Below are 23329 nucleotides of genomic sequence, written 5' to 3' on the forward strand. Positions count from 1 at the left end.
CCGATCTGCACGCTGACGGCAATCTGGCGAGCCGATAGCCCGACCTCGAACTTGAGACGAAGTACTTCGCGAATCTTACGCATGGATAAACGCTCCACGACGACCTCTCTGCTTCGAAAAAGAGGTCGATGGTAGTGAAGAAATCCTGCGTTACTGCCTGCCCGGTTGAGTGGCCGGATGGCCGTGGAATCAGTGGTCGGATACGCGTGGAATGGGTGGCCGGATCACCGTGGAATCGGTGGTCAGATGCTCATGGAATGGGTGGCCAGATGACCGTGGAATCCGCACCATCGCCTGCACCGAGGACGGCTACGTGCCGACCCACAACCTGGCGTTCAGCGCGCCGCCCAGCGGCGATCCGGCGATCGATACCGCGAAAAGTCGCAGCAAGCGCCTGTTCAACGACCGCACCGGGATCCGCTGCGGCAGCCACCGGCAGCCGCTGCTGCTGCAGACCTACACCCGGGACACAGGCGAGCTGATGCACGACCTCTCGGTGCCGATCTTCGTCCACGGCCGGCACTGGGGAGGCCTGCGCCTGGGCTATCGGCCGGAGAGCGCAGGCGAGCAGGCCTAGCCGGCCAGGAAGCGCTGCAGCTGCATCTCCTTCAGGCGGCTCAGGGTGCGGCGGAAGGGGAAGGCCAGGTAGCCCTCGGTGTACAGCTCGTCCATCGGCACCCGGGCCTCCAGGTAGAGCGGCACGCGACGGTCGTAGCACTCGTCGACCAGGGCGATGAAGCGCCGCACGCTGTCGTCGTGGCGGGACAGCTCGGGCAGTTGGCGGTCGCCGGCTGCCACCTGCTCCACGCCGTCCTCGGTGCCGCGGGCGATCCGCGCCGGACGCTGGCGGGCGCTGAGGCCGGGCACCTCGCCGAGCAGGATGGTCGCGAAGCGGTCGCACAGGGCGATGAAGTCCAGCGCCGCCAGGGGCTGTTGGCAGAGATCGGCGAAGCGCAGCCAGACCACGTCCTCGCCGCAGCGCACCACCGGGATCTGCCGGTGGCCCAGCACGATGGGCGCCGTGCTCACCGCCTGTCCGGCGCTCAGGCGCTGGAACACCGCCTCCAGAGCGCTGGCCCGGCCGTCTGTGGCGACCCAGTAACGCTGCTGCGGCGCGCCGGGGTGCAGGCGGTGATCCTGGCCGCCGTCCACGCAGAGGATGCGCATGTGCCGTTCGATGGCGGCGATTGCCGGCAGGAAGCGCTGGCGGTTGAAACCATCGGCGTACAGCTGCTGCGGTGGCTGATTGGAGGTGGCCACCAGGGTCACGCCCTGCTCGAACAGCTCGCCGAGCAGACGGCCGAGGAGCATGGCATCGCCGATGTCGCTGACGAACAGCTCGTCGAAGCTCAGCACCCGGACCTCGCCGGCCAGTTCGTGGGCCAGGGCGCGCAGCGGGTCGGCGGTACCGCTGAGCTGGAACAGCCGCTGGTGCACCCAGCGCATGAAGTGGTGGAAGTGCTGGCGCCGCGAGGGCATCCGCAGGCTCTGCTGGAAGCGGTCCATCAGCCAGGTCTTGCCGCGGCCCACCGGACCCCACAGATAGACCCCCGGCACCGCCCGACCGCCGGCGTGCAGCGCCTGGTGGCAGCGCTCCAGCTCCTCGGCTGCCTGGCGCTGGGCGGGATCCGGCCGGAAGCCGTCCTGGTCGAGGGCCTGCCGGTAGGCGGCCAGGGGCGTGAGTCTCTGCATGGGGGGCCGTGGGCGATCGGGGCTTGTAATTTCTTTTTTGAATAAAAGAATAATTAAAGATAATTTTTCAAGATAAGAAGAAGCCTCCATGATAGCGCCATGCCGGGCTCCACCCCAGCGCAAGCGACTGCCTGCGCGCTGGAGTTCCCCGGTAGGCAGCATCATCGGAGGTTTTCGGTCGCCACCTTTCAGGCAGGGAGGGGCGACCTTTTTTATTTCCGTCATCCAGCGCCGAGCGGCGCACCGGATTGCCCATCCCGCGCCCATTCTCAGCAACGCACGCCCCTGTCGGGATCGTCCCGGTGGGGCGTGTGCGTATGGGGGCGGCGACCGGCAGCGCTGCCCGGCAGGCAACAGCGAACGGGCAGTTTGTCCGGCTCGACAGCGGGGCGATTGTCGAGGTGCTTCGATAACTTGTTGAATATAAAGGACTTTATCGTCTGGCACGGTTGTTGAGATGGGGCGCCGGCACCTTCGGGTGCTGGATGTCACGACTCTCACAGGAACCGCCATGCACCTTCACGACAAATCCCTCGCTGTCCTACCTCTCGCCCTGAGTCTGGTCCTGCCGGCCCTCGCGGCCGCCGACGGGAGCTTTCTCGACGACAGCAGCTTCCGACTGACCAACCGTAACTTCTACTTCAACCAGGGCTACCGCAACGGCGACTTCGCCCTAAATCCGCACAACGGCGAGCGGCAGAGCCGGCGCACCGAGTGGGGCCACGGCATCATCGCCGACTTCCAGTCCGGCTATACCGACGGCACGCTCGGCTTCGGCGTCGACCTGCTGGGCCTGGTCGGCCTCAAGCTGGACGGCGGCAACGGCCGGGTGGGTAACGGCGTCGGCGTACCGGGCATCGTCTCCCGCGCCGGGGAGAACTTCGACGGCGAGCCCAAGGACGAGTACGGCAAGCTCGGCGGCGCGCTGAAGCTGCGCCTCTTCGACGACACCGAAGTGCGTTACGGCGACGTGCGCCCTACCAGCCCGGTGCTGCACGCCAGCGATATCCGCCTGCTGCCGCAGACCCTCCGCGGCCTGGTGTTCGACAACCGCTCCCTGCCGGGCCTACATCTGCAGGGCGGCAAGCTGGAATCCAGCAGCGACCGCAATGCCAGCAGCCACCGCGGCGACCTCGGCACCGTCTACGCCGGGCGCTTCAAGGAAGCCGACGATGTCCTCTACCTGGGCGGCGACTACCGCTTCAACGATCAGCTGAGCTTCAAGCTGCACACCAGCAAGCTGGACGACATCTGGACCCAGTCGTTCTTCCGCGTCGACTTCAGCCAGCCGCTGGCTGAGGGCCTGAGCCTCAACACCGGCCTCAACTGGTACCGCACCCGCGACACCGGCAAGGCGCTGGTTGGCGAGATCGACAACGACTCCTGGAGCGCCCGCCTCGGCCTCAAGGCCGGCGCCCACGCTGTCACCCTGGCCTACACGCGCATCGACGGCGATACCCCCTTCGACTACGTGTGGAACACCTACGACCTGGAGCTGGACAGCGCCTCCCAGGTGTCCGACTTCAACAACCCCAACGAGCGCTCCTGGCAGCTGCGCTACGACTACGACTTCGCCGCCCTGGGCGCGCCCGGCCTGAGTCTCACCGCCCGCTACGTGCGCGGCAGCGACATCGACGGACGCAACGCCGGCCCGGCCTACGGCTACTTCACCGGCATCGAGGACGGCAAGCACTGGGAGCGCAACCTGTGGCTCAGCTACGTGCTGCAGGACGGCCCGGCCAAGGGGCTGTCCTTCAATCTGCTGCAGGCCACCCACCGGGTCGGCGGCGACCATACCGCCGAGGCCAACGTCGACGAGTTGCGCTTCATCGTCCAGTACCCGCTGCAGGTGTTCTGAACCGCTCCGTCGTGCTGTTTCCGGGCGGACAGCGGTTCAACAGGCTGCCGCCCGGGCTACACCGAGGCTTTCCTTGGTTTTATATAAGTCTTTGAAAATTAACAATTTTTTATCTGGCATGGATCCTGTAATGGCACTGTCAGGCGCGCCGCAGCAGGCGGCGCAGAGTTTCATCGAAGGAGGTTGCAGCCATGTCGCGGGAAATCCGCCTGAATGCGTTCGAGATGAATTGCGTCGGTCACCAGTCGCCGGGTCTCTGGGCCCATCCGCGTGACCGTGCCTGGCAGTACAAGGATCTGGAATACTGGACCGAGCTGGCCAAGCTGCTCGAGCGCGGCCGTTTCGACGGCATCTTCATCGCCGACGTGATCGGCATCTACGACGTGCTCAACGGCAATGGCGAGGCGGCCATCCGTCAGTCCACCCAGGTACCGGTCAACGATCCGCTGGCGCTGATCACTCCCATGGCGCTGGTCACCGAGAACCTCGGCTTCGGTCTGACCGCCTCGCTGAGCTTCGAGCATCCCTATCCGTTCGCCCGCCGCCTGTCGACCCTGGACCACCTGACCAAGGGGCGCATCGGCTGGAACATCGTCACCTCCTATCTGGACAGCGGCGCCCGCAACCTCGGCCAGAAGGCGCTGAGCGACCACGACGCCCGCTACGACTACGCCGACGAGTACCTGGAGGTACTCTACAAGCTGTTCGAGGGCAGCTGGGAAGACGGCGCGGTACTGCGCGATCGCGAGCGGCGGATCTTCAGCGATCCCAGCAAGATTCACGAGATCCGCCATCACGGCAAACACTTTCAAGTGCCCGGCATCCACCTCTGCGAGCCTTCGCCGCAGCGTACCCCGGTGCTCTACCAGGCCGGCGCCTCCAATCGCGGCAAGCAGTTCGCCGCCGAGCACGCCGAGTGCGTGTTCGTCGCTGCGCCCTCGAAGACCATCCTCAAGAAGACCGTGGCCGACATCCGCCGCCGCGTCGCCGAGGCCGGACGCGACCCGCGCAAGGTGCTGATCTTCAACCTGCAGACGGTGATCCTCGGCGAGACCGACGCCGCTGCCCAGGCCAAGTGGCGCGACTACAAGCAGTACACCAGCTACGAGGGCGCCCTGGCGCTGATCTCCGGCTGGACCGGCATCGACTTCGGCCAGTACCGCCCCGACCAGGTGCTCAAGCACATCCACACCAATGCCATCCAGTCGGCGGTGGAGGCCTTCTCCAGCGCCGACCCGAGCAAGCAGTGGACGGTCCAGGAGCTGGCCGACTGGGTCGGCATCGGCGGCTTCGGCCCGCTGATCGTCGGCAGCCCGCAGACAGTGGCCGACGAACTGCAGAGCTGGGTCGAGGAAACCGACGTGGACGGCTTCAACCTGGCCTACGCGGTGACCCACGAGACCTTCGTCGACGTGGTCGAGCTGCTGGTGCCGGAGCTGCAGAAGCGCGGCGTGTACAAGACCGAGTACGCCCCGGGCACCCTGCGCGAGAAACTGTTCGGCGACGGCCCGCGTCTGCCGGCCAGCCATCCGGGTGCCGCCTACCGCGACCTCGGTCGCCTGCACGGTCCGCTCGCCGCCGCGGCGCTGGCCTGAGGTCGGGGAGGGCTGTGATGAGCGTGCACGAACTGAACCTGCCGCCGGACGAGCCGCTGCCGGCGTTCCCCCTCGGCCAGCTGCAGCGCTGGGCGGAGCAGCGCCCGCTGCAGATCGCCCTGCGCCACCGGCGCCGCGGGGTGTGGAAGGCCTGGCGCTGGATCGACGTGCAGCGTGAGGTGGAGCGCCTGGCCGCCGCGCTGCGCGAGCAGGGCCTGGAGCCCGGCGCCCGGCTGGCGCTGTGCGGGGCCTTCGAGCCGACCCTGCTGCTGCTGGCCCTGGCCGGCCAGCATCTGGGTGCCCGAGTGCTGACGGTGTCGCGTCAGGCCAAGGGCGAGGCGTTGCGCCGCCTGCTGCGCCAGGCGCGTCCGGCATTCGCCTACGTGCAGCGCCGCGAGAACGTCTCCGACTGGCTGGAGGCCGGCGATACCAGCCAGCCGCTCCGGCTGTTCTCCGCCCAAGCGGCGGCCCGCGTGCGGGGCGCCTGGCAGGTGTTGCCGCTGAGCGTGCTACTCGCCGACGAGCCGGCCGAGGCCCTGAGCCTAGGCTGGCGGCAGGCAGCTGGCGCGCCGCTGGCCTGGTGCGACGAGGGCACCGAGTGGCGCGACGGCCTGGGGCACATCCTCGCCCTCTGGCTGAAGCAGGGCACCGGCTTCGCCTTTCCGGAAACCAGCGAGTCGGCCAGTCGTGACCGCCGCGAGGTGGCGCCGGCCGTGCTGCTGCTCTCCGAGCCGCGCCTGCAGGCCCTGGCCGCGGAGATCGATAGCCGTCTGGCACCGCCCGGCAGTTGGCGGCGCCGCCTGTGCGACTGGACCCTGGCCAACCCGCAGCAGGCTCCGCGCCGCTGGATCAAGGCGCGGGTCCGCGAGCTGCTCGGCTTTCGCCGCCTGCAGCGCATCCTGGTCGGCGCCCCGGCGCCGGCGGCCAGCGGCCCGGTGTGGCTGAGCGAATACCTGGAGCGCGCCGCATGAGTGATGCCGAGATTCTCCAGGTGCGCAACATCTCCCTGTCCTTCAAGGGGGTGAAGGCGATTTCCGACCTGTCGTTCTCCGTGCGTCGCGGCGAGATCTGCGCGCTGATCGGCCCCAACGGTGCCGGCAAGAGCTCGCTGCTCAACGTGCTGAATGGCGTCTACCGTCCGGACTCCGGGGAGCTGATCTTCGAGTCCGAGCGCCTGCGCCGCGTGCATCCGCTGGAAGCGGCGCGGCGCGGCATCGGCCGTACGTTCCAGAATAACGCCCTGTTCAAGAAGATGAGCGTGGTCGACAACCTGCTCACCGGGCTGTCGCGCTACATGCGCAGCGGCTTCCTGGAGCAGGCCCTGGGCCTGCCGCGGGCGCGCCGCGAGGCACGGCTGTTCCGCGAGCGCGCCGAGGAGGTGCTGGAGTTCCTCGAACTGCAGCCCTGGCGCGACGTGGAGGTGGGCAGCCTGGCCTACGGTCTGCAGAAGCGCGTGGAACTGGGCCGGGCGCTGATCGCCGCGCCCAGGCTGCTGCTCCTGGACGAGCCGATGGCCGGGATGAACGCCGAGGAGAAGCGCGAGATGAGCCGCTTCATCGCCGACATCAACCGTGATCTGGGCACTACGGTGGTACTGATCGAGCACGACATCGGCGTGGTCATGGGCCTTTCCGCCCACGTGGTGGTGCTCGACTACGGCCGCAAGGTGGGGGACGGCACGCCGGCCGAGGTGCAGGCCAACCCTGAGGTGATCGCGGCCTATCTGGGGACTGTGCATTGATGAACGTCTTTCTGGAAACCCTGATCGGCGGGCTGCTCGCCGGCACCATGTATTCCCTGGTGGCCATCGGCTTCGTGCTGATCTACAAGGCCAGCGGGGTGTTCAACTTCGCCCAGGGGGCCATGCTGCTGTTCGCCGCGCTGACCTTCGTCAGCCTCCGCGAGCAGGGCGTGCCCACCGTGCTGGCGCTGCTGCTCACCGTGCTGGTGATGATCGTCGGCGCCCTGCTGATCGAGCGGACGGTGCTGCGACCGCTGGTCAACCGCTCGCAGATCACCCTGTTCATGGCCACCCTGGGGCTGTCCTTCATCATCGAGGGCCTGGCCCAGGGGCTGATGGGCGCCCAGGTGCGCGCCCTGGACCTGGGCATCGAGGACGTGCCGCTGTTCTTCGGCGAGATCATGGTCAGCCAGTTCGACCTGGTCGCCGCCGGCACCGCGGTGGCCCTGGTGATCCTGCTGGCCCTGCTGTTCAACAAGACGCGGATCGGCATCTCGCTGCGCGCGGTGGCCGACGACACCCGCGCGGCGCTGTCCATCGGCATCAACCTGAACCGCATCTGGCAGATCGTCTGGGCCGTGGCGGGGATCGTCGGGCTGGTCGCCGGGCTGCTCTGGGGGGCCCGTCAGGGCGTGCAGTTCTCGCTCTCCCTGGTGGTCCTCAAGGCCCTGCCGGTGCTGATCATCGGCGGCTTCACCTCGATCGGCGGGGCCATTGTCGGCGGGCTGATCGTCGGCGCCGCGGAAAACCTCGCCGAAGCCTATCTGGGCCCGCTGATCGGCGGCGGCATCACCCCCTGGTTCGCTTACTTCCTGGCCTTGGTGTTCCTCTACATCCGCCCCGCCGGCCTGTTCGGCGAGCGCACCATCGAACGAGTCTGAGTCATGACCACGAGCATTCCTTCCATCGCCGCCGCCTACGACGAGGCACCCGTGACCCTGCTCCGCCGGCGCCGCCTGCTGCTGCTCGGCGGCCTGCTGGCACTGGCCTTCGCGCTGCCGCCGCTGCTCGGCAGCGACTACTGGCTGAACGCCATTCTGATTCCCTTCCTGGTGCTGTCCCTGGCTGGGTTGGGACTCAACCTGCTGACCGGCTACACCGGGCAGACCTCGGTGGGCGCCGCCGGCTTCATGGCGGTGGGGGCCTTCGCCACCTATGGCCTGCTGCTGCGCGTGCCGGGCCTACCGCTGCCCCTGGCGCTGCTCGGCGGCGGGCTGATCGCCGCGGCGGTGGGCTGGCTGTTCGGCATCCCCAGCGCGCGGATCAAGGGCTTCTACCTGATGGTCACCACCCTGGCCGCGCAGTTCTTCCTCGAGTGGGTGTTCGCCAAGTTCCCCTGGTTCTACAACCATGCCTCCTCGGGGACCATCAGCGCGCCGCGCCTGGAACTGTTCGGCTACAACCTGGCCACGCCGGCCGGCCGCTACCTGCTGGCGCTGTCCTGCGTGGTGCTGCTCACCTGGGTGGCGCACAACCTGGTGCGCAGCCAGATCGGCCGCAACTGGATGGCGATCCGCGACATGGACACCGCCGCCGCGGTGATTGGCATCCCGGTGGAGCGCTACAAGCGCCAGGCCTTCGCGGTGAGCTCCTTCTACCTGGGCATCGCCGGCGCGCTCTGGGCCTTCGCCTATCTGGGCACCGCCAGCGCCGGCAGCTTCGACATCAACCGCTCGTTCCAGATCCTGTTCATCATCATCATCGGCGGCATGGGCAGCATCGCCGGCAACTTCCTCGGCGCCGCCTTCATCAGCCTGCTGCCGATCTTTCTCAACCATGCCGGGCAATGGCTGTCCGGCGGCCACGTCGATACCGGCCAGCTGCAGAACCTGCAGAAGGTGATCTTCGGCGCGCTGATCATCTGGTTCCTGGTCAAGGAGCCGGAAGGCTTGATCCGCCTGCTCCGCAACCTCGCTGAACGCTTGCGGCGCTGGCCCCTGCGTTTCTGAACCCGATCCTGACTCGACCCGACCACGGGAGGGACGCCACGCCAACACGACAGACAAAAGAGAATCCCATGCGCAAGACCCTGATCGCGACCCTTTGTGCCCTTGGCCTGCAGGCCGGTTTGCCGGCCCAGTCCTGGGCGGCCGCCGACCAACAGTTCATCCCGCTACCCACCTACCGGGTCGGCCCCTACGCCTCCAGCGGCATTCCCTGGTGGGCCGGCACCCTCGATTACCTGCGTTACGTCAACGAGGTGGAAGGGGGCGTCAACGGTGTCAAGCTGGTCTGGCAGGAGTGCGAGACCGAGTGGAGCGTCGATCGCACGGTGGAATGCTACGAGCGCCACAAGAACGGCCTGGACGGCGCGCCGGTGGCCTTCTTCATCACCCACAGCACCCCGGCCTCCTACGCGCTGATGGAGCGCGGCCATGCCGACCGCATCCCGTTGCTCGATCCGGCCGGCGGGCGCACCGAGTCCACCGACGGCAGCGTCTTCCCCTACGCCTTCCCGCTGCTGCTCACCTACTACGGCCAGGCCTCGGTGGGCATCAACTACATCGCCCAGCGCGAGGGCGGCTTCGACAAGCTCAAGGGCAAGAAGATCGCCACCGTCTACCACGACTCGCCCTACGGGCGGGAAACCCAGGCGGCGATCGAGCTGCTGGCCAAGAAGTACGGCTTCGAGAACATCCAGATCCCGGTGGCCCACCCCGGCAACGAGCAGTCCGCGCAGTGGCGCCAGGTCCGTCAGGAGAAGCCCGACTGGGTGTTCCTGCGCACCTGGGGCGTGTCCACCCCGGTGGCGATCAAGACCGCGGCGCGCTTCGGCTACCCGGTGGAGCGGATCATCGGCGACGTCTGGGCCGGCTCCGAGGCCGACGTGCTGCCCGCCGGGGCGGCCGCCAAGGGCTATCAGGCGCTGGCTCCCTTCCCGGGCGGCGCCGACTTCGAGATCCACAAGCGCCTGAAGGAGCACATCCTCGACCAGGGCAAGAGCGACCTCAAGGACCCGAGCTTCTTCGGCAAGGTCTACTACAACATCGGCCTGGTCAACGCCGCGATCATGGTCGAGACCCTGCGTGCCGGGCAGGCCAGGTTCGGCAACCGGGCGCTCAATGGCGAGGAAGGGCGCTGGGCGTTGGAGCATCTCAAGGTGGACGAGGCGCGCCTCAAGGAGATCGGCTTCGACGGTCTGCTGCAGCCGCTCGAACTGTCCTGCGCCGACCACGAGGGCGGCGGCGCGGCGCGCGTCCAGCAGTGGGACGGCGAGAAGTGGGTGCTGGTGACCGACTGGATCCAGGCCGACCGCGAGACCCTGCGCCCGCTGATCGACGCCAAGTCCACCGCCTACGCCGCGGAGAAGGGCATCACCCCGCGCGACTGCCGCGCCGAGGGCTGAAGCCACCCCCTCATCACCAGCAAGCGAGAATCCGAACCATGCAAGCCATCCGCAAACATGGCCTGGCCGCGGCGTCCCTGGCGCTGCTGCTGGCCGCCGCGCCGCCCGTGTCGGCGGCGCCCGGCGAACAGTTCCTCCCGCTGGCCACCTACCGGGTCGGTGCCTATGCCTCCAGCGGCATCCCGGTATGGGCCGGGATGATCGACTACCTGCGCTACATCAACGAGGTGGAGGGCGGGATCAACGGCGTCAAGCTGGTCTGGCAGGAGTGCGAGACCGAATGGACCGCGGAGAAGGGCATCGAGTGCTACGAGCGCTTCAAGAACGGCCTGAATGGCGCCCCGGTGGCGGTCTACCATCCCAACGGCGCGCCGGCCGCCTATGCCCTGAGCGACAAGGCCGCTGCCGACCGCATCCCGCTGATCACCCTGGGTTACGGGCGAACCGAGGCCACCGACGGCAGCGTCTTCCCCTACAACTTCCCGGTGATGCTGACCTTCTACAGCGAGGCCTCGGTGGTGATCAACTACATCGCCCAGCGCGAGGGCGGCTTCGACAAGCTCAAGGGCAAGAAGATCGCCACCGTCTACCACGACTCGGCCTACGGCCGGGAAACCCAGGGCCCGCTCAAGCTGCTGGCCGAGAAGTACGGCTTCGAGAACATCCAGATCCCGGTGGCCGACCCCGGCAACGAGCAGTCCGCGCAATGGCGCCAGGTGCGTCAGGCCAAGCCCGACTGGGTGTTCCTGCGCACCTGGGGGGTGTCCACCCCGGTGGCGATCAAGACCGCGGCGCGCTTCGGCTTTCCGGTGGAGCGGATCATCGGCGACATCTGGGCCAGTTCCGACGAGGACGTGCTGCCCGCCGGGGACGCCGGCAAGGGCTACCTGGCGCTGACCCCCTATCCGGGCGGCGCCGACTTCGAGATCCACAAGCGCCTGAAGGAGCACATCCTCGACCAGGGCAAGAGCGACCTCAAGGACCCGAAGAGCTTCGGCAGCGTCTACTACAACTCCGGGCTGGTCAACGCCGCCATCGCCGTGGAGGCGATTCGCGCCGGGCAGGCCAGGTTCGGCAACCGCCCGCTCACCGGCGACGAGGGCCGCTGGGGGCTGGAGCACCTCCGGCTGGACGAGGCGCGCCTCGAGGAGATGGGCTTCCTCGGCCTGCTGCAGCCGCTCGAGCTGTCCTGCTCCGACCACGAGGGCGGCGGCGCGGCTAAGGTGCAGCAGTGGGACGGCGAGAAGTGGAACCTGATCACCGACTGGGTGGCTGCCGACCGCGCGACCCTGCGTCCGCTGATCGACGCCAAGTCCGCCGAGTACGCTCGCGAGAAGGGCGTCATCCCGCGCGACTGCCGCGCCGAACAGTGAAGGAGAGTGGCCATGAGCAATGCCATCCAGGCCCGGCCCGCGGCGAGCGAACTGCTCGCCGTGGAGGGCATCGAAGTGATCTACGACGGCGCCATCCTCGCCGTGGCCGACGTCTCGCTGCGCGTCGAGCAGGGCGGCATCGTCGCCCTGCTGGGCGCCAATGGCGCCGGCAAGAGCACCACCCTGAAGGCCATCTCCGGGCTGGTCGGCGCCGATCGCGCCCAGGTCAGCCGCGGGCGCATCCGCCTGGGCGGCGAGGACATCGTCGGGGTGGCGGCCAACCAGCTGGCCGGCCGCGGGCTGGTCCACGTACTGGAGGGACGCCATGTGTTCTCGCACCTGAGCGTCGAGGAGAACCTGCTCAGCGGCGGCTTCCTGCGCCGGCCCAGGCGCGGCGAGTTGGAGCAGGACCTGGAACGGGTCTACGCCTGGTTCCCGCGTCTGAAGACCAAGCGTCGCACCCAGGCCGGGCTGACCTCCGGCGGCGAGCAGCAGATGCTGGCCATCGGCCGGGCGCTGATGACCCGGCCCAGGCTGGTGCTGCTCGACGAGCCCTCCATGGGGCTGGCGCCGATCATCGTCGAGGAGATCTTCGAGATCGTCGCCCAGTTGAACGCCCGCGAGGGGGTGGGCTTCCTGATCGCCGAGCAGAACATCAATGTCGCCCTGCGCCACGTGCACTACGGCTACGTGCTGGAGAACGGCCGGGTGGCGGGCGAGGGACCGGCCGCCGAGCTGGCGGCGCGGGAGGACATTCGCCACTTCTACCTGGGCGGCGGCTAGTCCAGGCAGCCTTCGCTTGTCCACGGCTTTGCCCCGCAGCTTTCGGGCCGCGGGGCTTTTTTTGCAGCTTTTGGTCTCGGGCAAGAAAAAGCCCCGGCCGCGCTAACGGCCGGGGTGACGCCCTCGTCAGTTCCAGGGATGGCGCGGCGGCTTGACGCCGTTCAGCAGGTAGTTGCCGAGGATGTGGTACTTCCAGCGCACCGGGTCGTGCAGGGTGTGCACCCGGGCGTTGCGCCAGTGGCGGTCCAGGCCGTACTCCTCCAGGGTGGAGCGCGCGCCGGCCAGCTCGAACAGGCGGTTGCTGGCGAGGATGGCTACCTCGGTGGTCAGCACCTTGGCCTCGGCGGTGCGAATCGAGGCTTCCGCCACGCTGTCCTCGCTCGGCTCGCGCAGGGCCAGGTCGATGGCGTCGGCGGCCAGGTCGAGGACCGCCTCGGCGGCGCGCAGGCGGACCTGCAGGTCGCCGAGCTGCTGGAGGATGTAGGGATCCTCGCTGGCCTTCTCCAGTCCCGAGTCGATCCATGGCCGGGTATGCCGACGCACGTAGTCCAGGGTGTCGTCCAGGGCGCCGCGGGCCAGCCCGGCGTCGATGGCGGCCTGGATGAACTGGGAGATGGGCCCGCCGGCGGTGGGCCGCTCGAAGGCCTTCCAGATCGGCACCACGCGGCTGGCCGGCACGCGTACCTGGTCGATCAGCACGGTGCCACTGGCGGTGGTGCGCTGGCCGAAGCTGGACCAGTCGTTGATCACCTTGAGCCCGGGGGTATCGCGCGGCACCACGGCCAGCTGCGGGCGGCCCTCGGCGTCCACCGCCACGATGGGAATCCAGTGGGCGAGCAGGGCGCCGGTGGAGAAGAACTTCTGACCGCTCACCACGAAGCCGTCGCCGTCGGGCTCGATGCGTGTCTGGAAGTCCGCCACGTTCTTGCTGGAGCGCTCGGAGAAGGCGTTGCCGAAGCGTGCCCCGGACAGCGCCAGGTCGAAGAAGAAGCGCTTCTGCTCCTCGCTGGCATCGAAGCCGATGTGGGCGAGCACCACGAAGTGGTTCTGCGGCAGCTGGCCGAGGGAACCGTCGGCCGCGGAGATCAGCTTGAACACCTCGCCGACCGTGCGGTAGCTGGCGCCCAGGCCGCCGTATTCCCTGGGCACCACGATGCTCCACAGGCCGCTCTGGGAGAAGGCATCCAGCTCGGCGACCGGCAGCCGCCGCTCGCGGTCGCGCTGGATGGCCTCGCGGCGGAACTCGGCGGCCAGGCGGCGCGCCGTGGCGATGGCCTCGGCCTCGCTGGTCAGACGTCGGGCCGGGGTGGCCGGCTGGACTTGCAGGTAGGGATCGGCCTGGCCGGTCGGGATGTCGTGCAGTTCGCTCATGGGCGTCTCCTTCAGAAGCGGTAGGCGAGGTTGAGGCTGTAGACGAAGGGATCGACGTCGACGCTGCCGACCCGTTGGCCGTCGATCTTCACGTCGCTGTCGATGCGCGCGTAACGCAGGTCGGCGCCCAGGCTCCAGTGTTCGTCTAGGGTGAGGTCGAGGCCGGCCTGCAGGGCCAGGCCCCAGGAGTCGGACAGTTCCAGCTTGGCGCCGTTGTCCAGGTGCTCGTCGTAGAAGTAGGTGTAATTGACCCCCACCCCGACGAAGGGGCGGAGCTGCGCCTCGGGGGCGAAGTGCCACTGCAGCGAGACGATCGGCGGCAGTTGCCTGGTGTCGCCCACCTTGGCGCCGTTGAGCTTGATGTCGTGGAGGAACGGCAGGCCGCCGAGCACGTCGAGGGCCAGGTTGGGGGTGAAGAAGTAGACCAGGTTGAAGGTCGGCCCGGTGTCGGAGTCGATGTCCACCTCGCCGGGCAGGATGCTGCCGGGGTCGGAGGTGGGGACGATCTTGCTGACCCCGAGGCGCAGCAGCCAGGGGCTGTCGGCGGCCAGGGACGGGGTGCCGCAGCCGAGCGCCAGGCTGCCGATCAGCAGGTGACGGAACCAGTGTCGTGGCATGGGATGCTTCCTTGTCTGTTGCAGGGAGTCGGCGCGCGTCTGGACGCGCCGGTTGGTGCGCTGCGTCCGTTCGTCCGGTGGACAGGCCAGGTGGGCATCGCATCATCCGTGCCAATGGCTAATTGGTTGATTTGGAAGTCTTTTTCGTTTTTGTGGGGAGGCGCCGCTGTGCGTGGCGCAGCACTCTGTAGGCGGCCCTGTTGCCCGGCGGGCAGCCGGCGGACATGAAAAGGCCGGCACAAGGCCGGCCTCGCTGGGGTAGGGGAGACTCAGGCCTGCTTGGCGCCGCCGCCGATCTGCCAGACGTAGGGCGGTTCGCTGCCGTTGACCTCCCAGTCGCCGATGATCCGCTCCTTGTAGATCAGCGGGTTGTGGGAGGCCGCGGTGCGCGCGTTGCGCCAGTGGCGGTCGAGCTGCTTGGCGGTGCTGGTGCCCGAGGCGCCCAGGGCGTTGAACAGGTCGGTGGTGGCGCGCAGTACCAGTTCGGCGACCGCCACCTGGGCCTGGGCGGACTCCAGCTCGGCGAAGATGTTGGCCTGGCGTTCGGCCTCGGCGTCGCCGCCGAAACGGCTCTCGTAGGCGCGCTGCGCGGTCAGCGCGGCGCGCAGGGTGGCGGCCTCGGCGGCATAGACCTGGCCGGAGGCCTTGCCGATTACCTGCAGCACCTGCGGGTCCTGGCTCACCGCCGGGGCGTTGCCGTGGCTGAAGATACGTGTGCGCTTGCCCACCTCGGCGGCGAAGTCGCGCACCGCGGCGCGCCCGGAGCCGGCCAGCACGGCGAGCAGGACCAACTGGTAGAAGGCCGTCTGGTATTTGAAGCGGGTGGCGAAGTCGATGATGTTTTCTTCCTCGACCACCGCGTCCTCGAACACCGAGGTACCGCTGCCGGTGGTGCGCTGGCCGAAGCCGTCCCAATCGTCGCTCTGCTTGACCCCCGGCTGGTGGGTGCTGATCGCGGCGATCACGTCGCCTCCGGTGTCGTCGCGGCGGGCGAACAGGTCGATCCAGTCGGAGAAGATGCTCCCGGTGCTGTAGTACTTGGTGCCGTTGACCACCCATTTGTCGCCCTTGCGCGAGACGCGGGTGAGTACGTCGCCGATCTTCACCGAGCCGATCTCGGTCCAGGCGCAGCCGACCAGGTCGCCGGCTACGAAGCGCTTGAACCAGACCTCCTGGGACGCGTTGGCGTGGGCGTTGAGGCGGTCCTCGACGAAGGCGAAGTGGCCGCGCAGGGCCTGGGGAATGTTGGAGTCGGCCTCGGCTAGCTCGATCAGCAGTTGGAACAGTTGGGGCAGAGAAGCGCCGGCGCCACCGAACTCGGTGGGCACGCGCACGGCGCCGAAGCCGGCCTGCTTCAGCCAGCCGATCTGCTCATGGGGCAGGGTGCGGTTGCGCTCGCGCTCCACGGCGCCCTCGGCGATGCGCTGGAAGATGGGCCGGAAGCGCGCCGCCAGGCTCTCGTAGTCGGTACCGGTGGAAAGCTGTGCGGGCAGGTGCTGCTGGTGAACGGTCATCGGAATGCTCCTTGGCAAATGGGGGAAGGCGCCCCGACGGCTCGCGGCCGCCGGTTGCCGAGACCAGTGCACGGGGCGTGCCCGATGGCCGAAAGCCAGGCGTCATGCGGCCTGGCGAGGTTTTCGCCGCTCCGGCGTGCTGTTCGCGGCCGGGCAGCTTGCTGATGCGCTGCTGACGGGGCAACAGCCGCCGGTGATGTCGCTCGGCCAGCCGTCATGGCGCCGCTGTTGGCGGAGCAACAAGGGATCAGCAGCCTGCCCGCCCGGGCACAGCGGTGGAATCCACCACGAATTTCATAACTCGTTGATATTCCTTGAATTTCATGGGGTGGCACGCTTGCTGCTCAAGGCCTTGCAGCGGGTGTCCCGTCGACCCCGTGCAGAAAGAGGCCCTGGAAAGAAGATGAGTAGAACCCTGAAGGTGGTGGCGGTTTCCGGCAGTCTGCAGACGCCGTCGCGCACCCTGGTCCTGGTCGAGGCGCTGCTCGAGCGTCTGGCCGAGCGGCTGCCTCTGGAGGTGCGCCTGGTGAAGCTGACCGACATAGGTCCGGACTTCGCCGGGGTATTGCGCCGCGAGGAGCTGCCGGCCGAAGTCCGCGAGCAGATCGCGGCCATCGAGACGGCGGACCTGCTGATCGCCGCCAGCCCCGTGTACCGCGCGTCCTACACCGGCCTGTTCAAGCACCTGTTCGACTTCGTGCACTACGAGGCGCTGCGCAACCGGCCGGTGCTGCTGGCCGCTACCGGCGGCTCGGAGCGCCACGCGCTGGTCATCGACCACCAGTTGCGCCCGCTGTTCGGCTTCTTCCAGGCCAACAGTCTGCCGCTCGGGGTGTACGCCACCGAGAGCGATTTCGACAACTACAGGATCGTCAGTCCCGCCCTCGAGGAGCGCATCGAGCGAGCCCTTGAGCCCCTGGTGGCGCTGTTCGACCGCCCGGCCTTGCGTCAGCCCGCCAGCCTCGTCTGAGCACTGCCCCCCACTTCCCTACGGAGAATGTCATGAGCCAAGCACAACCGATCAAGTTCGCTTACTGGGTTCCCAACGTCAGCGGCGGTCTCGTCGTCAGCAAGATCGAGCAGCGCACCAGCTGGGACATCGACTACAACCGCAAGCTGGCGCAGATCGCCGAGCAGGCCGGCTTCGAGTACGCACTGTCGCAGATCCGCTTCACCGCCGGCTATGGCGCCGAATACCAGCACGAGTCGGTGGCCATCAGCCACGCCCTGCTGGCGGCCACCGAGAAGCTCAAGGTGATCGCCGCCATCCTGCCTGGCCCCTGGCACCCGGCGGTGCTGGCCAAGCAGATCGCCACCATCGACCAGCTGACTGGCGGACGCATCGCGGTGAACATCGTCTCCGGCTGGTTCCGCGGCGAGTTCCACGCCATCGGCGAGCCCTGGCTGGAGCATGACGAGCGCTACCGTCGCTCCGAGGAATTCATCCGCGTCCTCAAGGGCATCTGGACCCAGGACAGCTTCAGCTTTCACGGCGACTTCTACCGCTTCCACGACTACAGCCTGAAGCCCAAACCGTTGCAGCAGCCGCACCCGGAGATATTCCAGGGCGGCAGCTCGCGGGCCGCGCGCGACATGGCGGCGCGGGTCTCCGACTGGTACTTCACCAACGGCAACAGCGTGGAGGGCATCAAGGCCCAGGTGGACGATATCCGCGCCAAGGCCGCGGCCAACGGCCACCAGGTGAAGATCGGGGTGAACGCTTTCATCATCGCCCGCGACACCGAGGAGGAGGCCCGCGCGGTGCTCCAGGAAATCATCGACAAGGCCGACCCCGAGGCGGTCAACGCTTTCGGCGCCGAGGTGAAGAATGCCGGCGCAGCCAGCCCGGAGCGCGAGGGCAACTGGGCCAAGTCCACCTTCGAGGACCTGGTGCAGTACAACGATGGCTTCAAGACCAATCTGATCGGCACTCCGCGGCAGATCGCCGAGCGCATCGTCGCCCTCAAGGCGGTGGGCGTGGACCTGATCCTCTCCGGCTTCCTGCACTTCCAGGAAGAGGTGGAATACTTCGGCAAGCACGTCCTGCCCCTGGTCCGCGAGCTGGAGGCCCAGGGCGCGCTCAGCAAGGCCGTGGCCTGAGGAGCGTGGCATGAGTGACGCGACCACGCTGCCGGCTTGGCTGGCCCACCAGGCTCGCCAGCGCCCCCATGGCATCGCCCTGCGCCACAAGCGCCTGGGCATCTGGCAGGCCTACACCTGGGCCGAGGTGGAGGCGGAGGTGCTGGCCTTGGCCGGCAGCCTGCGCGCGCGTGGTTTCGGCGCCGGCGCACAGCTGGCGATCCTCAGCGGGCCGCGCCCGGAAGCCTTGTTCGCCACCCTGGCGGCGCAGTGGCTGGGCGGCGCGGCGGCGCTCTTCGATCCCCAGGAGGAGCTGGCGGCGCAACTGGCCGCCCTGCGCGAAGTGCGCGCCGGCTTCGCCCTCGCCGAGGGCGTGACGGAGCTACAGCGCCTGCGCGCTGCTGGCCTGGGGTCGGTGCTGCTCGCCTACGCCGACGGCCGCGGTTTGGCCGCGCTCGACGAGCGCGCCGGCCTGCAGGGCTACGCCGAGCTGGTCGCTGCCGAACCGCATGGCGTCGCCCCCCAGGCGCAGCCCGGGGAGAGCGCCTTCGTCTTTTATCGCCAGGGAGCGGAGGGCATCGAACGTCAGGACCTGAGCCACGCCGAGCTGCTCGGCGAGGGCCGCCGACTGGTCGCCGCCGAGGGGCTGGGAGCGGGCGAGGAGGCCTTGGCCGCCCGGGCCTTCGCGGCCAGCGGGCAGGCCCGCTACCTGCTGGCCCCCTGGCTGCTGGCCGGCTTCCGGCTGAACTTCCCCGAGCGCCTGGAAACCCGCGACCGCGACCGCCGCGAGCTGGGCCCGACCCTGGTGCTCGGCACCCGCGAGACCTATGGCCGCCTGTACGCCTGGGCGAGCCAGCGCCTGCCGCTGCCCGGCAGCGCCTCCCGGCGCCTGGTGGACTGGGCGCTGGCCGGGCAGGGCGGGCCGCTCGGCCGGCTGCTCGGCGATCTCCTGGTGCGCCGGCCACTGTGCGACGTGCTGGGCTTCAGTCGCACCCGCGTGCCGCTGCTGATCGGCGCGCCTCTGGACGAGCCGGCGCGGCTGTTCTTCGCCGCCCTCGGCATCGAGGTGCGCAACTGGGCGGCCCCGGAACGCTGGCAGGACTGCCAGCCCCAAGCAACCCCGGCCTGGCACCTGGGCCAGCCGCAGACTGCATAAGGAGTGGAGTCCATGAGTGCCGCCGCACTGCTGGAACTGCAGGACATCTCGCTATCCTTCAAGGGGGTCAGGGCGATCAGCGACATCAGTTTCGCCGTGGCGGAAGGGGAGATCTGCGCACTGATCGGTCCCAACGGCGCCGGCAAGAGTTCGCTGCTCAACGTCATCAACGGCGTCTACCAGCCGCAGCAGGGGCTGATCCGCTTCGCCGGTCGGGAGTGCCGCGCCATGCGGCCCCATGACGCGGCGCTGGGCGGCATCGCCCGTACCTTCCAGAACATCGCGCTGTTCAAGGGCATGAGCGTGCTCGACAACGTGCTCACCGGGCGCAACCTCAAGCGTCGCGCCGGCTGGCTGGAGCAGGCCCTGCGCCTGGGGCGCGCCCCCGGCGAGGACGACCGCCAGCGCGAGGCCGCGGAGCAGGTGCTGGCCTTCCTGCGCATCCAGCCCTGGCGCGACGCCATCGTCGGCAGGCTGCCCTACGGTCTGCAGAAGCGCGTCGAGTTGGCCCGCGCCCTGGCCGCCGAGCCGCGTTTGCTGCTGCTCGACGAGCCGATGGCCGGGATGAACGCCGAGGAGAAGGCGCAGATGAGCCGTTTCATCCTCGACATCAACCGCGAGTTCGGCACCACCGTGGTGCTGATCGAGCACGACATCGGTGTGGTGATGAGCCTCTCCGACCACGTGGTGGTGCTCGACTACGGCCGCAAGGTTGGCGACGGCCCGCCCGACGAGGTCCGTCGCAATCCCGAGGTGATCGCCGCCTACCTAGGCACCCGACACTGAGCTTTCCGCCCGTCCGCCCCCGTTCGCGTCAACGGGTGGGGCCGGCCTTGCCCGAAAAAAAGCAGGAACACGCAGCAATGGAATTCTTCTTCGAGGTACTGATCGGTGGTCTGCTGGCGGGGGTGATGTACTCCCTGGTGGCCATCGGTTTCGTGCTCATCTACAAGGCCAGCGGGGTGTTCAACTTCGCCCAGGGCGCTATGGTGCTGTTCGCCGCGCTGACCTTCGTCAGCCTGCTGGAGCGCGGCGTGCCATTCTGGGCGGCGTTCGCCGTCACCCTGGCGCTGATGGTGGCCCTCGCCCTGCTGATCGAGCGGGCGGTACTGCGGCCCCTGGTCAACCGCTCGCCGATCACCCTGTTCATGGCCACCCTGGGCCTCTCCTACGTGATCGAGGGCGCCGCCCAGGCGCTCTGGGGCGCTCAGGTGCACGGCCTGGAGCTGGGCATCAGCGACGAGCCGCTGGAGCTGGGCGGCCTGCTGCTTTCCCAGTTTGACCTGTTCGCCGCGGCCACCGCCGCCGTGCTGGTGATCGCCCTGTCGCTGCTGTTCAACCGCACCCGCATCGGCCTGGCCCTGCGTGCGGTGGCCGACGATCCCCTGGCCGCCCAGGCGGTCGGGGTGCGCCTGCAGCGGGTCTGGGCGGTGGTCTGGGCGGTGGCCGGATTCGTCGGCCTGGTCGCCGGGTTGCTCTGGGGCGCGCGCCTCGGCGTGCAGTTCTCGCTGTCCCTGGTGGTGTTGAAGGCCCTGCCGGTGCTGATCATCGGCGGCTTCACCTCGGTCAGCGGAGCCATCGTCGGCGGCCTGCTGGTCGGCGCCTCGGAGAAGCTCGCCGAGGTCTACCTGGGCCCCTGGATCGGTGGCGGCCTGGAGAACTGGTTCCCCTACGTGCTGGCCCTGCTGTTCCTGCTGGTGCGCCCGGCCGGGCTGTTCGGCGAGCGCGCCATCGAGCGAGTGTAAGGAGACGAGCATGCTGTATCGAGAAGCCGGCCAGTTCAGCGTCCGCTACGCCGACGACCGTCGATTCTTCCGCCTGCGCCAGGGCCGCCTCGGCCTCGCCGCGCTACTGACCTTCGCCTTCCTCGGCGTGCCGCTGCTGGGCAACGATTACTGGTTCAGCGCCATCCTGATTCCCTTTCTGGTGCTCTCCCTGGCCGGGCTGGGGTTGAATCTGCTGACCGGCTACGCCGGGCAGCTGTCCCTGGGCTCGGCGGCTTTCATGGCGGTGGGTGCCTTCGCCACCTACAACTTCGAGCTGCGCCTGCCGGGCCTGCCGCTGTTGGCGAGCATCGTCCTCGGTGGTCTCTCCGCGGCCCTGGTGGCGGTGCTGTTCGGCCTGCCCAGCCTGCGCATCAAGGGCTTCTACCTCATCGTCTCGACCCTGGCCGCGCAGTTCTTCGTGCAGTGGGCGCTGACCCGTTTCGGCTGGTTCTCCAACTACAACTCCTCCGGAGTGATCACGGCGCCGCCGCTGCAGGTGGCCGGCCTCGACTTCAGCTCGCCGGCCGGCCGCTACCTGCTGACCCTGGGCGTGGTTAGCGCGCTGTTCTGGCTCGGCGCCAACCTGGCGCGCAGCGAGCTGGGACGCAACTGGATGGCGGTGCGCGACATGGACACCGCCGCCGCGGTGATCGGCATCCCATTGCTGAAGACCAAGCTGCTGGCCTTCGCCATCAGCGGCTTCTTCCTCGGCGTCGCCGGGGCGCTCTGGGCCTTCACCTACCTGGGCACCGTGGAGCCGCATGGCTTCGACCTGAGCCGTTCGTTCCAGATCCTCTTCATCATCATCATCGGCGGGCTGGGCAGCATCCTCGGCAACTTCCTCGGCGCCGCCTTCATCGTGCTCTTCCCGCTGCTGCTGTCCAACCTGGCCACGCTGCTGCCGGCCGGGTTCATCGACGCAGGGCAGCTGGAGAACCTGCAGAAGATGGTGTTCGGCGTACTGATCATCCTCTTCCTCATCAAGGAACCGGAGGGCCTGGCGCGCCTCTGGCAACGCTTCCGCGAGCGCGCACGGCTGTGGCCGCTGCGCTACTGAGTGGACCCCCGAAAAGGCCAACCAACCGATACGACAAGGACTTTCACGATGTTCAAACGCACCTTCGCCGGAGTGGCGCTGGCACTCGCCGCCACGGCCTTCATCCCCGTCCAGGCGGCCAACGAGCAGTACTTCCCGCTGCAGAGCTACCGGGTCGGTCCCTATGCGGCCGGCGGCACCGGCTTCTTCGGCGGCTTCATCGACTACCTGAAGTACGTCAACGCCAACGGCGGCGTCAACGGCGTCAAGCTGACCTGGAGCGAATGCGAGACCGAGTACGTGGTGGAGAAGGGCGTGGAGTGCTACGAGCGCCTGAAGAAGGGCCTCAACGGCGCCCCGGCGGCGGCCACCAACCCGCTCTCGGTGGGCATCGCCTACGCCACCTTGGACCGTTCCACCGCCGACAAGCTGCCGCTGATCACCATCAACCACGGGCGCACCGATTCCACCGATGGCAGCGTGTTCCCCTACGTGTTCCCGCTGCAGCTGAACCCCTATTCGGAGGTCTCCGCCATCGTCAACTGGATCGGCGAGCAGAGCGGCGGTGCAGCGCAGCTCAAGGGCAAGAAGATCGTCACCCTCTACCACGGCTCGCCCTACGGCAAGGAAACCAACGAGGTGCTGCAGGTCCTCGCCGATAAGTACGGCTTCGAGCTGACCCTGATCGAGGTGCCGCACCCGGGCAACGAGCAGCAGTCACAGTGGCTGAACATCCGCCGCCTCAAGCCCGACTGGGTGATCCTCCGCGGCTGGGGGGTGATGAACCCGGTGGCGCTGAAGACCGCGCAGAAGGTCGGCTTCCCGGCCAACCGCATCATCGGCAACATCTGGAGCAACTCCGAAGAGGACGCCGCCCCGGCCGGGGCCGCCGCCAAGGGCTTCATCTCCATCACCACCCACCCGTCCGGCACCGGGTTCCCGGTCCTGCAGGGCATCAAGGCGCAGGTGGTGGACAAGGGCGAGGGCGACCTGGCCGATCCCAAGCGCTTCGGTACCGTCTACTACAACCTCGGGGTGGTCAACGGCATCCTCAACGTCGAGGCCTTGCGCATCGCCCAGGAAAAATTCGGCCAGCAGCCGCTGACCGGCGAGCAGGTGCGCTGGGGCTTCGAGAATCTGCGCCTGGACGACGCCCGCCTCGAGGCGCTCGGCGCCAAGGGCCTGGTGCAGCCGCTGCAACTCTCCTGCGCCGACCACGAGGGCGGCGGCGCGGTGCGCTTCCAGCATTGGGACGGCGAGAAGTGGAACCTGATCAGCGACTGGGTGCAGGCCGATCGCGCCCTGCTGCGCCCGATCATCGAGGCCTCCGCGCGCAAGTACGCCGAGGAGAAGGGCATCACTCCGCGCGACTGCAGCAAGGAAGGCTGAGCCGCCGCGTCCG

The 23329-nt window shown here is 68.3% G+C and carries 20 protein-coding genes and 1 pseudogene; 17 read left to right on the forward strand and 4 right to left on the reverse strand.

What is annotated here, in order from left to right:
- Window positions 1–289: 289 nt before the first annotated feature.
- A pseudogene (locus H165_RS0115515) lies at window positions 290–577 on the forward strand (methyl-accepting chemotaxis protein); the annotation flags it as partial.
- On the opposite strand, the gene zapE reads toward H165_RS0115515, so the two are convergent.
- On the reverse strand, window positions 574–1692 hold the full coding sequence (zapE, locus tag H165_RS0115520; RefSeq protein WP_017939861.1) for a cell division protein ZapE: 1119 nt from the start codon (window positions 1690–1692) through the stop codon (window positions 574–576). The pseudogene H165_RS0115515 and the gene zapE sit on opposite strands and share 4 nt — an antisense overlap.
- A gap of 511 nt (window positions 1693–2203) precedes the next feature.
- Here zapE and H165_RS0115525 point away from each other — a divergent pair.
- The 9 genes from H165_RS0115525 to H165_RS0115565 all read left to right on the forward strand — a co-directional run bounded on the left by H165_RS0115525 (window position 2204) and on the right by H165_RS0115565 (window position 12388).
- Complete coding sequence (locus H165_RS0115525; RefSeq protein WP_017939862.1) at window positions 2204–3550, forward strand: OprD family porin; 1347 nt, start codon at window positions 2204–2206, stop codon at window positions 3548–3550.
- 191 nt (window positions 3551–3741) lie between these two features.
- A complete protein-coding gene (locus H165_RS0115530) occupies window positions 3742–5145 on the forward strand; it encodes an LLM class flavin-dependent oxidoreductase (RefSeq protein WP_017939863.1) in 1404 nt (467 codons plus the stop codon).
- A gap of 17 nt (window positions 5146–5162) precedes the next feature.
- Window positions 5163–6116, forward strand: coding sequence for an AMP-binding protein (locus H165_RS0115535; RefSeq protein WP_017939864.1), 954 nt, complete (start codon window positions 5163–5165; stop codon window positions 6114–6116).
- Window positions 6113–6886: an ABC transporter ATP-binding protein gene (locus tag H165_RS0115540; RefSeq protein ID WP_017939865.1), complete on the forward strand. Its 774-nt coding sequence runs from the start codon at window positions 6113–6115 to the stop codon at window positions 6884–6886. Before H165_RS0115535 ends, H165_RS0115540 begins: the two co-directional genes overlap by 4 nt.
- Window positions 6886–7767 carry a branched-chain amino acid ABC transporter permease gene (locus H165_RS0115545; protein WP_017939866.1) on the forward strand — a complete coding sequence of 294 codons (882 nt, stop codon included), beginning with the start codon at window positions 6886–6888 and terminating at the stop codon, window positions 7765–7767. The genes H165_RS0115540 and H165_RS0115545 overlap by 1 nt, the downstream gene beginning before the upstream one ends.
- A 3-nt stretch (window positions 7768–7770) precedes the next feature.
- Window positions 7771–8835, forward strand: coding sequence for a branched-chain amino acid ABC transporter permease (locus tag H165_RS0115550; RefSeq protein WP_017939867.1), 1065 nt, complete (start codon window positions 7771–7773; stop codon window positions 8833–8835).
- Window positions 8836–8903: 68 nt separating this feature from the next.
- Window positions 8904–10232: an ABC transporter substrate-binding protein gene (locus H165_RS0115555; protein WP_017939868.1), complete on the forward strand. Its 1329-nt coding sequence runs from the start codon at window positions 8904–8906 to the stop codon at window positions 10230–10232.
- A 38-nt stretch (window positions 10233–10270) separates the two neighbouring features.
- Window positions 10271–11605: an ABC transporter substrate-binding protein gene (locus tag H165_RS0115560; protein ID WP_017939869.1), complete on the forward strand. Its 1335-nt coding sequence runs from the start codon at window positions 10271–10273 to the stop codon at window positions 11603–11605.
- 12 nt (window positions 11606–11617) lie between these two features.
- Window positions 11618–12388 carry an ABC transporter ATP-binding protein gene (locus H165_RS0115565; RefSeq protein WP_017939870.1) on the forward strand — a complete coding sequence of 257 codons (771 nt, stop codon included), beginning with the start codon at window positions 11618–11620 and terminating at the stop codon, window positions 12386–12388.
- 126 nt (window positions 12389–12514) lie between these two features.
- Here the strand turns inward: H165_RS0115565 and H165_RS0115570 are convergent, their stop codons facing one another.
- The 3 genes from H165_RS0115570 to H165_RS0115580 form a co-directional block, all read right to left on the reverse strand.
- A complete protein-coding gene (locus H165_RS0115570; RefSeq protein ID WP_017939871.1) occupies window positions 12515–13759 on the reverse strand; it encodes an SfnB family sulfur acquisition oxidoreductase in 1245 nt (414 codons plus the stop codon).
- Window positions 13760–13770: 11 nt separating this feature from the next.
- Window positions 13771–14376 (reverse strand): OmpW/AlkL family protein, encoded by a 606-nt coding sequence (locus H165_RS0115575; protein ID WP_017939872.1) that lies wholly within the window; start codon window positions 14374–14376, stop codon window positions 13771–13773.
- 269 nt (window positions 14377–14645) lie between these two features.
- A complete protein-coding gene (locus H165_RS0115580; protein WP_017939873.1) occupies window positions 14646–15890 on the reverse strand; it encodes an acyl-CoA dehydrogenase family protein in 1245 nt (414 codons plus the stop codon).
- 403 nt (window positions 15891–16293) lie between these two features.
- On the opposite strand from H165_RS0115580, the gene msuE reads away from it, so the two are divergent.
- The 7 genes from msuE (at window position 16294) to H165_RS0115615 (ending at window position 23316) form a co-directional block, all read left to right on the forward strand.
- Window positions 16294–16860 (forward strand): FMN reductase, encoded by a 567-nt coding sequence (gene msuE / locus H165_RS0115585; RefSeq protein ID WP_017939874.1) that lies wholly within the window; start codon window positions 16294–16296, stop codon window positions 16858–16860.
- A 32-nt stretch (window positions 16861–16892) separates the two neighbouring features.
- Complete coding sequence (sfnG, locus tag H165_RS0115590) at window positions 16893–17990, forward strand: dimethylsulfone monooxygenase SfnG (RefSeq protein WP_017939875.1); 1098 nt, start codon at window positions 16893–16895, stop codon at window positions 17988–17990.
- 10 nt (window positions 17991–18000) lie between these two features.
- Window positions 18001–19125, forward strand: coding sequence for an AMP-binding protein (locus H165_RS0115595; protein ID WP_017939876.1), 1125 nt, complete (start codon window positions 18001–18003; stop codon window positions 19123–19125).
- A gap of 12 nt (window positions 19126–19137) precedes the next feature.
- Complete coding sequence (locus H165_RS0115600; RefSeq protein WP_017939877.1) at window positions 19138–19911, forward strand: ABC transporter ATP-binding protein; 774 nt, start codon at window positions 19138–19140, stop codon at window positions 19909–19911.
- Window positions 19912–19988: 77 nt separating this feature from the next.
- Window positions 19989–20870, forward strand: a complete 882-nt coding sequence (locus tag H165_RS0115605) for a branched-chain amino acid ABC transporter permease (protein ID WP_017939878.1) — start codon at window positions 19989–19991, stop codon at window positions 20868–20870.
- 10 nt (window positions 20871–20880) lie between these two features.
- A complete protein-coding gene (locus H165_RS0115610; RefSeq protein WP_017939879.1) occupies window positions 20881–21948 on the forward strand; it encodes a branched-chain amino acid ABC transporter permease in 1068 nt (355 codons plus the stop codon).
- 48 nt (window positions 21949–21996) lie between these two features.
- The gene (locus tag H165_RS0115615) at window positions 21997–23316 is read left to right on the forward strand and encodes an ABC transporter substrate-binding protein (RefSeq protein WP_017939880.1); all 1320 of its coding nucleotides are present in this window, start codon (window positions 21997–21999) and stop codon (window positions 23314–23316) included.
- The last annotated feature ends 13 nt before the right edge of the window (window positions 23317–23329 follow it).

Source organism: Pseudomonas thermotolerans DSM 14292 (genome assembly GCF_000364625.1).
In the GTDB taxonomy this organism is placed as follows: Bacteria; Pseudomonadota; Gammaproteobacteria; order Pseudomonadales; family Pseudomonadaceae; genus Aquipseudomonas; species Aquipseudomonas thermotolerans.